At 66.1% G+C, this 13,271-nt stretch carries 12 protein-coding genes and 2 tRNA genes; 8 read left to right on the plus strand and 6 right to left on the minus strand.

Going from position 1 to position 13,271, the window contains the following annotated elements; genetic code table 11:
• The first annotated feature begins 4 nt into the window (after positions 1 to 4).
• The 4 genes from PS060_RS11820 (at position 5) to PS060_RS11835 (ending at position 4,251) form a co-directional block, all read left to right on the plus strand.
• Positions 5 to 919: a hypothetical protein gene (locus PS060_RS11820; RefSeq protein ID WP_273983388.1), complete on the plus strand. Its 915-nt coding sequence runs from the start codon at positions 5 to 7 to the stop codon at positions 917 to 919.
• A gap of 19 nt (positions 920 to 938) precedes the next feature.
• Positions 939 to 1,244 carry a DUF1905 domain-containing protein gene (locus tag PS060_RS11825; protein ID WP_273983389.1) on the plus strand — a complete coding sequence of 102 codons (306 nt, stop codon included), beginning with the start codon at positions 939 to 941 and terminating at the stop codon, positions 1,242 to 1,244.
• Positions 1,245 to 1,325: 81 nt separating this feature from the next.
• Complete coding sequence (gene lon / locus PS060_RS11830) at positions 1,326 to 3,737, plus strand: endopeptidase La (RefSeq protein WP_273983391.1); 2,412 nt, start codon at positions 1,326 to 1,328, stop codon at positions 3,735 to 3,737.
• A gap of 241 nt (positions 3,738 to 3,978) precedes the next feature.
• Positions 3,979 to 4,251: an HU family DNA-binding protein gene (locus tag PS060_RS11835; protein ID WP_086740315.1), complete on the plus strand. Its 273-nt coding sequence runs from the start codon at positions 3,979 to 3,981 to the stop codon at positions 4,249 to 4,251.
• Between the two features lie 98 nt (positions 4,252 to 4,349).
• On the opposite strand, the gene PS060_RS11840 is transcribed toward PS060_RS11835, so the two are convergent.
• Both PS060_RS11840 and rlmB read right to left on the minus strand, forming a co-directional pair.
• Complete coding sequence (locus tag PS060_RS11840) at positions 4,350 to 5,249, minus strand: hypothetical protein (RefSeq protein ID WP_273983393.1); 900 nt, start codon at positions 5,247 to 5,249, stop codon at positions 4,350 to 4,352.
• Positions 5,250 to 5,275: 26 nt separating this feature from the next.
• Entirely contained in the window at positions 5,276 to 6,067 is a 792-nt protein-coding gene (gene rlmB / locus PS060_RS11845) for a 23S rRNA (guanosine(2251)-2'-O)-methyltransferase RlmB (protein ID WP_273983394.1), read from the minus strand.
• Positions 6,068 to 6,239: 172 nt separating this feature from the next.
• Between rlmB and PS060_RS11850 the strand changes: the two genes are divergently transcribed.
• Positions 6,240 to 6,325 (plus strand) — tRNA-Tyr (locus tag PS060_RS11850).
• A gap of 118 nt (positions 6,326 to 6,443) precedes the next feature.
• On the opposite strand, the gene PS060_RS11855 is transcribed toward PS060_RS11850, so the two are convergent.
• Both PS060_RS11855 and yghU read right to left on the minus strand, forming a co-directional pair.
• Positions 6,444 to 6,518, minus strand: a tRNA-Gln gene (locus tag PS060_RS11855).
• An 88-nt stretch (positions 6,519 to 6,606) separates the two neighbouring features.
• Positions 6,607 to 7,467 carry a glutathione-dependent disulfide-bond oxidoreductase gene (gene yghU / locus PS060_RS11860; RefSeq protein WP_273983396.1) on the minus strand — a complete coding sequence of 287 codons (861 nt, stop codon included), beginning with the start codon at positions 7,465 to 7,467 and terminating at the stop codon, positions 6,607 to 6,609.
• A gap of 182 nt (positions 7,468 to 7,649) precedes the next feature.
• Between yghU and PS060_RS11865 the strand changes: the two genes are divergently transcribed.
• Together PS060_RS11865 and PS060_RS11870 are read left to right on the plus strand one after the other, a co-directional pair.
• Positions 7,650 to 9,731, plus strand: a complete 2,082-nt coding sequence (locus PS060_RS11865; RefSeq protein WP_273983397.1) for an NAD(+) synthase — start codon at positions 7,650 to 7,652, stop codon at positions 9,729 to 9,731.
• Positions 9,732 to 9,766: 35 nt separating this feature from the next.
• Positions 9,767 to 10,633, plus strand: a complete 867-nt coding sequence (locus tag PS060_RS11870; RefSeq protein WP_273983398.1) for a DMT family transporter — start codon at positions 9,767 to 9,769, stop codon at positions 10,631 to 10,633.
• A 187-nt stretch (positions 10,634 to 10,820) separates the two neighbouring features.
• Here PS060_RS11870 and PS060_RS11875 read toward each other — a convergent pair whose 3' ends face one another.
• Both PS060_RS11875 and PS060_RS11880 read right to left on the minus strand, forming a co-directional pair.
• The gene (locus PS060_RS11875; RefSeq protein ID WP_273983399.1) at positions 10,821 to 11,417 is read right to left on the minus strand and encodes an FMN-dependent NADH-azoreductase; all 597 of its coding nucleotides are present in this window, start codon (positions 11,415 to 11,417) and stop codon (positions 10,821 to 10,823) included.
• A gap of 86 nt (positions 11,418 to 11,503) precedes the next feature.
• Positions 11,504 to 12,205: a pirin family protein gene (locus PS060_RS11880; protein ID WP_273983400.1), complete on the minus strand. Its 702-nt coding sequence runs from the start codon at positions 12,203 to 12,205 to the stop codon at positions 11,504 to 11,506.
• 102 nt (positions 12,206 to 12,307) lie between these two features.
• Between PS060_RS11880 and PS060_RS11885 the strand changes: the two genes are divergently transcribed.
• Positions 12,308 to 13,246, plus strand: coding sequence for a LysR family transcriptional regulator (locus tag PS060_RS11885; protein ID WP_273983402.1), 939 nt, complete (start codon positions 12,308 to 12,310; stop codon positions 13,244 to 13,246).
• Positions 13,247 to 13,271: the final 25 nt, after the last annotated feature.

Raw genomic sequence — 13,271 nt, forward strand, 5'->3', positions numbered from 1 at the left:
ACGCATGGCGGGGCGCAGCGTCGTTCTTGCACTCTTCGCCGGCTGGCTGTGGGTTGTTCCTGCCGCCGCAGAGCTGGTCAACGCGATCCGGCTCAATCCGATCACCGAGTGGCAGACCGAGCGGGTGGGCGACACCTGCACGATCTCGCGCAGCTTCGGTGACCGCGAACGGCCAACGACGCTGGTTTTGCGCAACCGCGACCCTTGGGACGGCGGCTTCGACGTCGGAATCTTCAGCCAGAGATATGCGCCAACCGGCACGGCTTTCCGCGCGGGCTGGCTACCCGACGGGCGGTTCGTCACTCGCGCAAATGCCGCGACCGGGAACCCGCAGGACGGCGGCATTCAGGTGCTGTTCCACCACGGCCTGTGGGACGCAAAGTTGCCTCAGGAAGGATCGCCGGAATACGCTGCCTACTGGCAACGCGACGAGCAGGGGGAGATCGTTGGGCCGATTACGTTCAAGCGTTCGGTCCAGACCTTCCTTGTCGACGGAGCGTTCGAGCGACCCTTGCTGTTCGCCACTGGACCGATGGACGGCGTGATCGCCGCGCGAGATAACTGTATTGCCGAGATGCTGGAAGCGATGGGGGTTGATCCGGCAGACGAGAATCGTTCGGACAGCCGCGCCGAGATGACCAACCGGACCGAGCTGTCCCGCCACATTCTCACCCGCGCCCCGCGTGCTCTATTCGCTGATGGCAAGGCGACCTTCATCAGCTTCCTTCTCTACCTCGATGGCAAGGGGAAGGTGAGCTCCTGCCGCTATGTCGATCTGCCGCACGACGCCGCTTTCGAGCAGTTCGGATGCGACGTGCTGAAAGAGCGCGGCAAGTTCCGCTTCCGCAAGGGCGAGGCAGCCCAGCCAACCTTCTTCAAGATGACTATTCACGCCGTTCCGCCAGGATGGGCCCGGTGATTTCGGATCCTTGCCCATTGTGACCGACCTCCTCGCCCGGATCGCGTTTGCGGGCGAGGTCGTCGAATGGCGCGGCCCTGCGCCGTTTCTGTTCGTGCCGGTGCCCGAGGAGCACCTCGCCGAACTGCGCTATGCCGCGCGCGAGGCGAGTTACGGGTGGGGCTGCGTCCCTGTGGCTGCAAGGATCGGGGTGACCGATTTCACCACCTCGCTCTTCCCGCGGGGCGAGACCTATTTCCTGCCCGTGAAGGTCGCGGTGCAGCGGGCCGAAGGGGTCGGGCTGGGTGACCGCGTCACCGCCGAAATCGCCATCACGCGCCGCTGACCACGGGCCAATCGCGCGCCCATCCACAGCCGAATGGGATAAGTTGTTGCAGGGCGCGAGGGCGCTTCCCATATCTCCAACATGACCCAGACGTTCCCCCTTCTCCCCCTGCGTGACATCGTCGTTTTCCCCGGCATGGTCGTCCCCCTGTTTGTCGGGCGCGACAAGTCGGTGGCGGCGCTCGAAGCCGCGATGGAAGCCTCCAAAGACATTGTCCTGCTCGCCCAGCTTGATCCGGGTTGTGACGATCCGGAGGGCGATGATCTGTATGACGTCGGCGTGATCGCGCAGGTGCTCCAGCTCTTGAAGCTGCCCGACGGCACGGTGCGCGTGCTGGTCGAGGGCAAGACCCGTGCGCGGCTCTCGGCGCTCGAAAACATCGGCGCCTATCTGCTCGCCGAGGTGGAGGCCATCGAGCCGGAAACCGTCTCGGGCAGCGAAGTCACCGCGCTGATGCGGCAGGTGACCGAGCAGTTCGGCGAATATGTGAAACTGAACAAGAAGATGGGCGAGGATGCGGGCACCGACCTCAGCGAGGTTGATGATGCCGGGCAGCTGGCTGACACCATCGCCGCCGCAATCAGCGCCAAGGTGGCCGACAAGCAGAGCCTCCTGACCGAGAGCAATCCCTTGAAGCGGCTCGAACTGGTGATGGCCTTCATGGAAGGCGAGCTGTCGGTGCTGCAGGTCGAACGCCGCATCCGCGGGCGCGTGAAGCGTCAGATGGAGAAGACCCAGCGCGAATATTACCTCAACGAACAGTTGAAGGCGATCCAGTCGGAGCTGGGCGGGGGCGACGATGGCGAGGGCAACGAGCTTGCCGAACTGGCCGAGAAGATCGAAAACACCAAGCTGTCCAAGGAAGCCAAGGCCAAGGCGCAAGGCGAGCTGAAGAAGCTGCGCTCGATGCAGCCGATGAGCGCCGAGGCGACGGTGATCCGCAACTATCTCGATGTGCTGCTCGGCCTGCCGTGGGGCAAGAAGTCGAAGCTGAAGAAGAACATTGCCGCCGCGCAAGCCGTGCTCGATGCCGATCACTATGCGCTCGAGAAGGTCAAGGACCGCATCGTCGAGTATCTCGCGGTGCAGGCGCGCACCAACAAGCTGAAAGGCCCGATCCTGTGCCTCGTCGGCCCGCCGGGCGTGGGCAAGACTTCGCTGGGCAAGTCGATCGCCAAGGCTTGCGGGCGCGAATTCGTGCGTCAGTCCTTGGGCGGGGTGCGTGACGAGGCCGAGATTCGCGGTCACCGGCGCACCTATATCGGCTCGATGCCGGGCAAGATCGTCGCCAATCTGCGCAAGGCCGGGACGAGCAATCCGCTGTTCCTGCTCGACGAGATCGACAAGCTGGGGCAGGACTTCCGCGGCGATCCGGCCTCGGCGCTGCTCGAAGTGCTCGACCCGGAACAGAACGCCAAGTTCCAGGATCACTACCTCGAACTCGATCTCGACCTTTCCGACATCATGTTCGTGTGCACCGCGAACAGCCTCAACCTGCCGCAGCCGCTGCTTGACCGCATGGAGATCATCCGGCTCGAAGGCTATACCGAGGACGAGAAGGTCGAAATCGCCCAGCGCCACCTGATCGAAAAGCAGGTCAAGGCGCATGGGCTGAAGAAGGGTGAATTCGCCCTTCAGGAAGACGCCCTGCGCGATCTGATCCGCTACTACACCCGCGAAGCCGGGGTGCGCACGCTGGAACGCGAGATTGCCAAGCTGGCGCGCAAGAGCCTGCGGCAGATCCTCGAAGGCAAGACCAAGAGCGTGACCATTACGCCCGAAAATCTCGCCGATTTCTCGGGGGTGCGCCGCTTCAAGCACGGCGTTTCCGAAGCCGAACCGCAGGTCGGCGCGGTCACCGGTCTTGCATGGACGTCGGTCGGCGGCGAGCTGCTCACCATCGAAAGCGTCACCACGCCGGGCAAGGGCGAGGTCAAGACCACCGGCAAGCTCGGGCAGGTGATGAACGAGAGCGTCGCGGCGGCCTTCAGTTTCGTGAAGGCACGCGCGCCCGCCTACGGGATCAAGCCGAGCCTGTTCAATCGCAAGAATGTGCACATCCACCTGCCCGAAGGCGCGGTGCCCAAGGATGGGCCGAGTGCAGGCATCGGGATGGTCACCTCGATCGTCTCGACCCTCACCGGCATCGCCGTGCGCCCCGATGTGGCGATGACCGGCGAGGTCACGCTGCGGGGCCGGGTGCTGGCGATCGGCGGACTGAAGGAAAAGCTGCTTGCCGCGCTGCGCGGCGGGATCAAGACCGTCCTCATCCCCGAGGAGAACGTCAAGGACCTCGCCGAAATCCCGGCCAACGCCAAGGAAGGGCTGGAGATCATCCCGGTCGCCCATGTCGACGAGGTGCTGGCCCGCGCGCTGGTGGCCCCGCTGGAGGCGATCGAGTGGACCGAGGCCGATGATCTCGCCAGTCAACCTGGCCCGGCGGCTCCTTCGGGCGCAACCCCCGCGTCTGGAGAGGTGCCAACCGCGCATTGAGGCGCTAGAAGGGCGCCACTTGCCGTGATTCGCGGCAGGGTCGCTTTCTTCCGGAAGATGGATCCCATCTCGCCCGCGGCTTCGGCCAGCGGTGCGATGGGCTAAGTTTCTGTCCTTTTTGCAGGCTTGGTGACCAAGGCTATTTGGCTTTGACAGCCCTTGCAAAAAGGTCTCAAGTTGCCCGCTTTCGACGAGCGCGATTCACCGACACAACGAAATCCTGACTTGAGGGGGTTCCCAGATGAACAAGAACGACCTTATCAGCGCCGTTGCCGACGCCAGCGGTCTTTCCAAGAATGATGCCTCGAACGCGGTCGAAAGCGTTTTCGATGCGATCACCAAGGCGCTCTCGGGCGGCGACGAAGTCCGCCTCGTGGGCTTCGGCACCTTCTCGGTCGCCAAGCGCAAGGCCTCGACGGGCCGCAATCCGCGCACGGGCGAGCCGATGAAGATCAAGGCCTCCAACCAGCCGAAGTTCAAGGCGGGCAAGGGTCTGAAGGACGCCGTCAACTAATCACCGTTGACGCGCGCCTCCGGCCTCGCGCCGGGGCATGAGAAAACCCCGTCAGCCCTGTGGCTGGCGGGGTTTCTCTTTGCCGGCGATGCGGCTGATCAGGGCGCGGCGGCGATCAGCGCGGTCGGTGCCTGCGTCGTGCGCGGCGAGACGCGCCAGATGAGCGTTTCGCCCGAAGCATCGGCCACCGGGCCTTCATCGGTGTTGTTGGCAAGGATGCGCATCCCCGGCGCGACGCGGATGGTGAAGGTGCCGTCGAGCACCGGCACGCCGGGAATGGCCTCAGGATCATTGCCTGCCTTGGCGGCTTCTTCGGCAGCACCCATCGCGGCGAGGCTTGCAAACGAGCCTGCGCCCAGCAGCGTGCCCAGACCGCCGGTGTCGCCGTTCTGAGCCCAGAAGCCCGGAGCATTGATCCGCACCTGTCCGCCCTTGCGCAGGTACACCTGCACGAAGGGATTGGTCGGCGGGAAGCCTTCGATCATCGGGAAGGTGAAATCGTGGCTCATGGTGCCCGAGATCCGGTAGCTGACGTCGAACACGCCGTCGCCCTTGTGCACCACGCGCTCCCAACCCTTCTGGCGGCTGAGCAGCTTGACCAGCTCGTCGGCGGCCTTGGGATCGCTCGGATCGATCCCGCCCATCAGCGCGGCCATCTGATCGGCCTTTTTCTTGGCCTCCTCAGCCCGGTAGGCTGCGCCGGCCTCCCACTCTTCGCGCTGGGTGGCTTCTTCCTCGGGCGTGCAATCGCGGCTTTCGTAGGTTTCCTCGCTGAAGCAGCTCGCGGTAAAGCTCTCGTTCGCCGCATCCATCTGCGCCAGCTTGGAGAGGCCGAGGAAGAAGATCTCGCCTTCATAGCTGAAGGTGAAGCTGTCCGGCCCGGTGATGGCAAGTTCGGAGGTGAACTTGCCCGGTGTCATGAAACAGCCGCTCAGCGCGAGCGCGAAGCCCGCCAGCAGCGCGCCCGCGCGCAGACGGATCGTGGAAAACATGGTCATGGAAACTCCCTCCCTCTCGCCGCCTTCTACCCGCGCGTGGCCGCCGCATAAAGCGCAATCGCGGCCGCGTTCGAAACGTTCAGGCTTTCCATTGCCGAGGCGATCGGCAGCTTGGCCAGCACGTCGCAATGCGCGGCGATATTGTGGCGCAGGCCTTCGCCCTCGGCGCCGAGCACCAGCGCGATCGGCCCGGTGGGCATGATGTCGGCGAGCACCGCTTCGGCCTCGCCCGCCAGCCCGATGCGCCAGTATCCGGCGTCAGCCAGCTCCTCCAGCGCGCGGGCGAGGTTGACGACGCGCACCCAGGGCACGCTCTCCAGCGCGCCCGAGGCCGCCTTGGCGAGCACGCCGCCCTCGGGCGGGGCGTGGCGATCCTGCGTGACGATCGCCGCCGCACCGAAGGCCGCCGCCGAGCGCAGGATCGCGCCGACATTGTGCGGATCGGTCACCTGATCGAGCACCACGATGGGATGCGCCACCTCGCCCAGCGCGACCTCATCGAGGAACACGTCTTCCAGCGGCGCACATTCCAGCACCAGCCCCTGGTGCGGCGCATCCTTGGCGACGAGGCGCGCGAGGTCAGCCGCCTGCGCGTGCTCGATCGGGAAATCGGGCGGCAGTTCGCCGTCGAGGCTCTCCAGCCCCTCGGGAGTCGCCCAGAGCTTGCGGTGCTGGCGTTCGGGGTTCTTGAGCGCGGCTTCAACCGCATGGCGACCCCACAGGCGCACCTGTCCGCTCGACGCGCGGCCCGACCCGCGCCCGCCCTTCATCCGACCAGCCCGGCCTCTGAGAGCGCGCTTTTTTTCACCTTTGCTCATTATCTGTCCCGCCTGCGGTGTTACAAATGCGCCCCCTGCCAGCAGGGCCATTGACAGGCAAGCAGTGCTTCGCCAAAGGGGCGCCTCTCGGCGGCGGGCCCCAAGCGGGACTCGCGCAATTTCGGAGCCCCTCGCGGCTCAGGATCGCCCCCCTCGATGCAGGGGACTGTGTGGACAGGTGGCCGAGTGGTTAAAGGCAGCAGACTGTAAATCTGCCCGCGCAAGCGTACGCTGGTTCGAATCCAGCCCTGTCCACCACTTCCTCCCGGCGATCAGGCGACATCGGTTCAATCTTTGGCACAACGATGCGCGCAGCAGGCAGCAGGCCGCAAGGCGCGTGGCCTTGTGGGTGGGTTTGTCGGTGATTTCGGGAGACTGGCTGGGGCGGAAGGATTCGAACCTTCGCATGGCGGTACCAAAAACCGCTGCCTTACCGCTTGGCTACGCCCCAGCAAGAGCCGCGCTCTATAGCGGCTCAATCGGGGTTGTGAAGGGGGCGAAAACGCCTGATCGCCCCCTTTTTTGGTTGGAGAGGCCTGTCAGCCGAGCCGCTTGCCTTCGAAGTCGGCGGGGGAGTGGCGTTCCTTCAGCTGGGTGTCCTCATCGCCCCACACCTTGTTGACGATCCGCCCCCGCTGGACAGCCGGGCGCGCCTTGATTTCGGCCACCCATCGCGCGACGTTGGTGTAATCGTCGATGCTGAGGAAAGTCTTGGCGTCGTTGTAGATCGTCCCTTCGGTGAAGGGCGCGAGCCAGGGGAAATTGGCAATGTCGGCGAGCGAGTACTCATCGCCCGCGAGGAACCGGCTCTCCGCCAGCCGCCGGTCGGCAACGTCGAAGATGCGCTTGGTCTCCATCGCATAGCGGTTGATCGGGTATTCGTACTTCTCGGGCGCATAGGCGTAGAAATGGCCGAAACCGCCGCCGATGAAGGGGCCGGATGCCACCTGCCAGAACACCCAGCTCAAGACCTCGGCGCGGGCCTGCGGGTCGGAGGGGAGGAACATCCCGAACTTTTCGGCAAGGTGGACGAGGATCGCGCCGCTCTCGAAGATGCGGAACGGGGCGGCCGGATCGCTCTTGTCGAGCAGGGCAGGGATCTTGGAATTGGGGTTCACGCCGACAAAGCCGCTGGTGAACTGCTCGCCGGCAGAGATGTTGACCGTCCAGGCGTCATATTCAGCGCCGCTGTGCCCGGCCTCGATCAGCTCTTCGAGCATGATCGTCGCCTTCACCCCGTTGGGCGTGGCGAGCGAGTAGAGCTGGAAGGGATTGTCCCCCTCCGGCAGCGCCTTGTCCTCGCGCGGGCCGGCGGTGGGGCGGTTGATGCTGGCAAAGCGCCCGCCCGATACGGTGTCGGCGCTCCAGACGGCGGGCGGGATATAGGTGGGATCGGCCATGACGCGGGGCTCCTGTTTGTGCTGGCGCCACACTTGGGGGCTGGCGCGCAAGCGTGCAAGCCGGACGCGCGCAACGAATGGCTATCGCGCGGCAAAGCAGGACTTTTGCGGCCTTGCGCTAGGAAGCATGGCGATTAGAGGCTAGAGGCCAAAGCCCTGCCATCCGGAGCGGCCGACCGAACATGAGCGCGACCTCGCACCCCTTCTTCGATTGCCACGAACACGGCTTCGTGCGCGTGGCAACCGCGACCCCTTGCAGCCGCACCGCCGATGTCGCCTACAACACCGCAGGCGTGCTGGCCGAAGCGAAGAAGGCGCACGCCGCCCATGTCGATCTGGTGGTGTTCCCGGAATTGACGCTGTCGTCCTACGCGATTGACGACCTGCTGCTGCAACACGCGCTGATCGAGCGGGTGGAGCAGGCGCTTGCCGAAGTCGTGGCGGCCTCGGCCGAGCTTCACCCGGTGCTGATCGTGGGCGCGCCGCTGCGCCGGGCGGACAAGCTCTACAACTGCGCCGTGGTGATTGCGGGCGGGCAGATCCTCGGGGTTGTCCCCAAGAGCTTCCTGCCCAATTACCGCGAGTTCTACGAGAAGCGCCACTTTGCCCACGGGCGCGGTTGCACCGATTTGTGGATCGGCGTGGCAGGCGAGGAAGTGCCGTTCGGCACCGATCTGGTGTTCGCTGCCGCCAACCTCCTCGGATTCCGGTTCGGCGTTGAAATCTGCGAGGATTTCTGGGCCCCGATCCCGCCGGGGATGCAGGCCGCGCTCGCAGGTGCGCTGATCCTGTGCAACCTTTCGGCCTCGCCCGTCACCATCGGGCGCGCCGATGACCGGCATCTGCACTGCCGCTCCTCGGCCAGCCGCGCGATTGCGGCCTATGTCTATTCGGCGAGTGGGCATGGCGAAAGCACCACCGACCTCGCGTGGGACGGGCAGGGGGTGATTTACGAAATGGGCACGCTCCTTGCCCAGTCCGAGCGCTTCGACCGCAGCGGCGAGCTCACCATCGTCGACATCGACACCGAACGCCTCGCGGCCGAGCGGATGCGCAACCAGACCTTTGCCGACGCCGCCGAATGGGCCGGGCGGCCGGAAGACAGCTATCGCAAGATCGTGTTCGAGCACCATTACGCAGCGGGCGACATCGGCCTGGTGCGCCCGGTGGCGCGCTTCCCCTTCGTGCCCGACCGGCCCGAAAAGCTCGACGAGGACTGTTACGAGGCCTTCAACATCCAGGTCGATGCGCTGATGCGGCGGATCCAGTCCACGGGTGCCAAGTCGCTGATTATCGGCATTTCCGGCGGGCTCGACAGCACCCATGCGCTGATCGTCGCGGCCAAGGCCTGCGACCGGCTGGGCCTGCCGCGCAGCACCATTCGCGGCTATACCATGCCGGGCTTTGCGACCTCCGATCATACCAAGGGCAACGCGCATCGCCTGATGGAAGCGATGGAGATCACCGCGGGCGAGATCGACATTCGCCCGGCGGCGACCAAGATGCTGGAAGACATCGGCCACCCCTTTGCCAGCGGGGAGCCGGTGCATGACGTCACCTTCGAGAATGTGCAGGCGGGCCTTAGAACCGATTACCTGTTCCGCCTTGCGGGCCAGCACGGCGGCTTTGTGGTCGGCACCGGCGACCTCAGCGAGCTGGCGCTGGGCTGGTGCACCTATGGCGTGGGCGACCACATGAGCCATTACGGGGTCAATGCGGGCGTGCCCAAGACCCTGATCCAATACCTTATTCGCTGGGTGATCCGCACCGGGCAATTCACCGACGCTTGCGCCGAGGTATTGGGCTCCGTGCTCGACACCGAGATCAGCCCCGAGCTGGTGCCGCCCGGCGCGGACGGGCAGGTGCAATCGACCGAGAGCCTGGTCGGCCCCTACGAACTGAACGACTTCTTCCTCCACCACATCATCCGCTTCGGCCAGCGCCCGTCCAAGGTCGCGTTCCTCGCGTGGCACGCATGGAAGGAGGCGGGCGCGGGGATGTGGCCTGCGGGCTTCCCGCCAGAGCGCAAGAACGCCTATGATCTTGCCACGATCGCCCGCTGGCTCGACAAGTTCTGCGCGCGGTTCTTCGGCTTTTCGCAGTTCAAGCGGTCGGCCCTGCCCAACGGGCCCAAGGTCTCCTCGGCCGGCGCGCTGTCTCCGCGCGGGGATTGGCGCGCGCCGTCCGATGCGGTGGCGAGCGTGTGGCGCGAGGAGCTGCGCGAAGGCCTGCCGGACGATATCGGGCGCGATCTCGCCCCCTGATGCCCCGGAGCCTGCCTCTCTCAGCGCTCGGAATCATGCTGTTCTGCAATGTCGCCTGGGCCATGAATGTCGTGGTCAGCAAGATCGCGGTGACGAGCCTTGGCCTGCCGCCGCTGTTCTACACCGTGCTGCGTTCGGCAACGGTGCTGGCGGTGCTGTTCCCGCTGCTGCTGCGCGGGAAGCCTGAGCGGCTGGTGCTGGTGCTGCTGATCGGCTTTGCCATCACCGGCGGGAGTTTCGGGCTGCAATTCGTGGGGCTTCAGACGGCGAGCCCCTCGGCGGTCGGGATCGTCAACCTTTCGGGCGCGCCGCTCACCGTGCTGTTTGCGATCCTGTTCCTCGGCGAAGAGGTGCGCTGGCGGCGCGGGCTGGGGATGGCGCTGGCGCTGGGCGGCGTGGGGCTCGCGATCGGCGCGCCGTCGGAAGCGGGCGATCCGGTGGGGCTGGGGTTTGCCTTTGCGGGCGTGCTGATCGGGGCTTTTGCCTCGGTCTTCGTCAAGCGGCTCGATATTGGCGCGGTTGCCTTGCAGGCATGGGCCGGGCTCGCGTCACTGGGCGTGATGCTGCCGGCCACGCTGGCGCTGGAGAGCGGGCAGATCGCCGCGGTCGCCGCTGCCCCGCTTGCCGTGGCGGGGTGCGTGCTGTTTGCCGGCGTGGTCGTCTCGGTCGGCGCACATTCGGCCTATTTCAATCTGTTCCAGCGGTATGACGCCAACCTGATCGTGCCGCTCACGCTGCTGACCCCGCTGCTGACGATTGCCTTCGGGACATGGCTGACGGGCGACACGATCGGCTGGCCGCTGATCATCGGCGGGTCGATGGCGCTCGCCGGGGTGGCGATCATCGTCATCCGCCCGAGCCGCACCTTCTTCAAATGGCAGCTGATGCGCCCCAAGCTCTGAGCGGGCGGAAATGCCCCACTTCCTGCCGTTACGGAGCGTCATGGGGTGACACGCGCGGACAAGACGCGCTGAAGACCCGCCACGATCTGCGCAAAGTCCGCCCAAGGCTGGCATTGGTGCAGGCATGAGGGTGGGCGGGAGACGGTGCGATCCTTGTCGTCCGTCCCCCGCCCATCGGTGCTGCCGATCAGGCAGCAAGCTTCAGCGCGGCTTCCTTCGCGGCGGCGATCTTGGCTTCGCCATCGGCGCCCATGATCCCGTCAGCCGCGACGATCTCCACATCGGTGATCCCGAGGAAGCCGAGGAAGAAGACCAGCCAGCGGCTCATGAAATCAATGTCGCTGCCCACCGGCGTCCCGCCGCTGGCGATGGCGAGATAGGCCTTCTTGCCCTTCAGCAGCCCTTCCGGCCCGGTTGCGGTGTAGCGGAAGGTGGTGCCGGCGCGGGCCACCAGATCGGCCCAGGCCTTGAGCGTGGCGGGCGGGCCGAAGTTGTAGACGGGGCTTGCGATCACGATGGTGTCGGCCGCCTGCAGCTCGGCGATCAGCTGGTCGGCGATGGCCGCCAGCTCGGCTTGCTCGGGGGTGCGTTCGGCCACCGGGGTCAGGTTCGCGGCAAAGCGCTCCGCACTGACGAAGGGCAGGTCGTTCGCGGCAAGATCGCGGGTGGTGATGCTCGCGCCCGTCTTCGCGGCGAGACCTTCGGCAATGCTGGTGCCGAGCCCGCGCGAAATGCTGTCCGCGTCCGAGCGGATGCTGGCGGTGATGGTGAGAATGTTGCTCATGGGCTTGGTTCCTTGTCGGGAGGGAGAGGGGGTGGAGCCGGCCGGGCGGGGGAGAGGGGGGGAGAGCCGGCCGGCTCCGGGAGGGCTTACGCCGCGTCGACCAGCACCACTTCGCTGTCTTCGAGCGCGGTGATGGTGACTTCGGCAAGCTTGGTGATCGCGACACCGTCACGGGCATTGGCCTCGACATCGTCGATGCGGATCTTGCCGGTGGCGGGCACCAGATAGAGGTGGCGGTCAGCGCTGCGGGGCGTGTAGGTCACGCTCTCGCCCGCCTTGATCGTCGCCCCGAGTACGCGGGCATCGGCGCGGATCCTGAGCGCATCATTGTCGTTCGCCACACCGCTGGCGAGCGGCACGAAGCTGCCGGCGCGGTCGTTCTTGGGGAACTTGCGCGCACCCCAGTCGGGCTGGCCGCCGCGTTCATCGGGGATGATCCAGATCTGGAACAGCGTGGTGGTCTCATCCTCGAGGTTGAACTCGGAATGGGCCACGCCGGTCCCGGCGCTCATCACCTGCACGTCGCCCGCTTCGGTGCGGCCTTCGTTGCCCATGCTGTCGCGGTGCGTGATCGCCCCGGTGCGGACATAGGTGATGATCTCCATGTCGCTGTGCGGATGGGTCGGAAAGCCGCTCTTCGGCGCGATCGCATCGTCGTTCCACACGCGCAGGGCGCCCCAGTGGACGCGGGCCGGATCGTGGTAGCTGGCGAAGGAGAAATGATGGTGCGCGTCGAGCCAGCCGTGGTTGGCGGCACCGAGGGTGTTGAAGGGACGCAGTTCGATCATGGCGTATCTCCTGTTTGATGGGGCGGAGATAGGCCACGCGGCGCATTTGGATAAGTGCGATAAAACTTGCCATAATGTTCAATATATTCGAACATAACGCCGATGAAACTCGGTGAACCCTCGCTCGATCAATTGCGGCTTTTCATCGCGGTGGCCGATCACGGCAGCTTTGGCGGGGCGGCCAAAGCGATGGGGCGCGCGGTTTCGGCGGTGTCTTACGGCATCGCGCAGCTTGAGGCGCAGCTGGCGCTCAGCCTGTTCGACCGTGAGGGCTCGCGCCGTCCGGTGCTGACCCAGGCGGGCGAGGGGCTGCTGGCCGAGGCGCGCGCCATCGCCGATGGGGCCGATGCGCTGCTCGCCAAGGCGCGCTCGCTCCATGCCGGACAGGAACCCTCGCTGACGCTGGTGATCGACGTGATGCTGCCGGGCGATGTCGCCGCCCATGTGCTCGGCGAATTCCGGCGGATGTTCCCCACCTGCGCGCTGACGCTGCGGATCGAGGGGCTGGGCGCGGTCGCGTCGTGCCTGATAGAAGGCGGGGCGGATCTGGCGATCGGCGGCCCGGTGATCGGCGATCAGCCGACGCTGGAGCGGCAGGCCGTGGGCGAGGTTGACCTGATCCCCGTCGCAGCGCCCTCTCACCCGCTGGCACGCCGCGGCGTTGGGCCTGGCGAGAGCCGCCGCCATCTGCAACTGGTGCTGACCGACCGCTCGCCCCTGACCGAAGGCCGGGAGTTCTCGGTGCTCTCGCCGCTGACATGGCGGCTGGGGGATCTGGGGGCGAAGCACGCGCTGCTGAAAGAGGGGCTGGGCTGGGGCAATATGCCGCGCGGGATGGTGGCGGGCGATCTGGCGGCGGGCACGCTGGTGGAGCTCGACCTGCCCGAAAAGCCGGGCGCGCAATATCGCCTCAGCGCGTTGTGGCGGCGCGACACGCGGCTTGGCCCGGCGGCAAGCTGGCTGGTCGATGCGTTCCGCGAGGGGTTGGCGGCGTGTCCCGCTTCCTCCACTGCCGTCACCCCAGCGCAAGCTGGGGCCTAGAGCGGCAGGCGTTGCCCTTTGGGCC

Source organism: Erythrobacter sp. BLCC-B19 (assembly GCF_028621955.1).
In the GTDB taxonomy this organism is placed as follows: domain Bacteria; phylum Pseudomonadota; class Alphaproteobacteria; order Sphingomonadales; family Sphingomonadaceae; genus Erythrobacter.

Coding starts and splice junctions, on each gene's coding strand:
- PS060_RS11820 (WP_273983388.1), top strand. CDS start 5: ATGGCGGGGCGCAGCGTCGTTCTTGCACTCTTCGCCGGCTGGCTGTGG.
- lon (WP_273983391.1), top strand. CDS start 1,326: ATGACCCAGACGTTCCCCCTTCTCCCCCTGCGTGACATCGTCGTTTTC.
- PS060_RS11835 (WP_086740315.1), top strand. CDS start 3,979: ATGAACAAGAACGACCTTATCAGCGCCGTTGCCGACGCCAGCGGTCTT.
- PS060_RS11840 (WP_273983393.1), bottom strand. CDS start 5,249: ATGACCATGTTTTCCACGATCCGTCTGCGCGCGGGCGCGCTGCTGGCG.
- rlmB (WP_273983394.1), bottom strand. CDS start 6,067: ATGAGCAAAGGTGAAAAAAAGCGCGCTCTCAGAGGCCGGGCTGGTCGG.
- yghU (WP_273983396.1), bottom strand. CDS start 7,467: ATGGCCGATCCCACCTATATCCCGCCCGCCGTCTGGAGCGCCGACACC.
- PS060_RS11865 (WP_273983397.1), top strand. CDS start 7,650: ATGAGCGCGACCTCGCACCCCTTCTTCGATTGCCACGAACACGGCTTC.
- PS060_RS11870 (WP_273983398.1), top strand. CDS start 9,767: ATGCTGTTCTGCAATGTCGCCTGGGCCATGAATGTCGTGGTCAGCAAG.
- PS060_RS11875 (WP_273983399.1), bottom strand. CDS start 11,417: ATGAGCAACATTCTCACCATCACCGCCAGCATCCGCTCGGACGCGGAC.
- PS060_RS11880 (WP_273983400.1), bottom strand. CDS start 12,205: ATGATCGAACTGCGTCCCTTCAACACCCTCGGTGCCGCCAACCACGGC.
- PS060_RS11885 (WP_273983402.1), top strand. CDS start 12,308: ATGAAACTCGGTGAACCCTCGCTCGATCAATTGCGGCTTTTCATCGCG.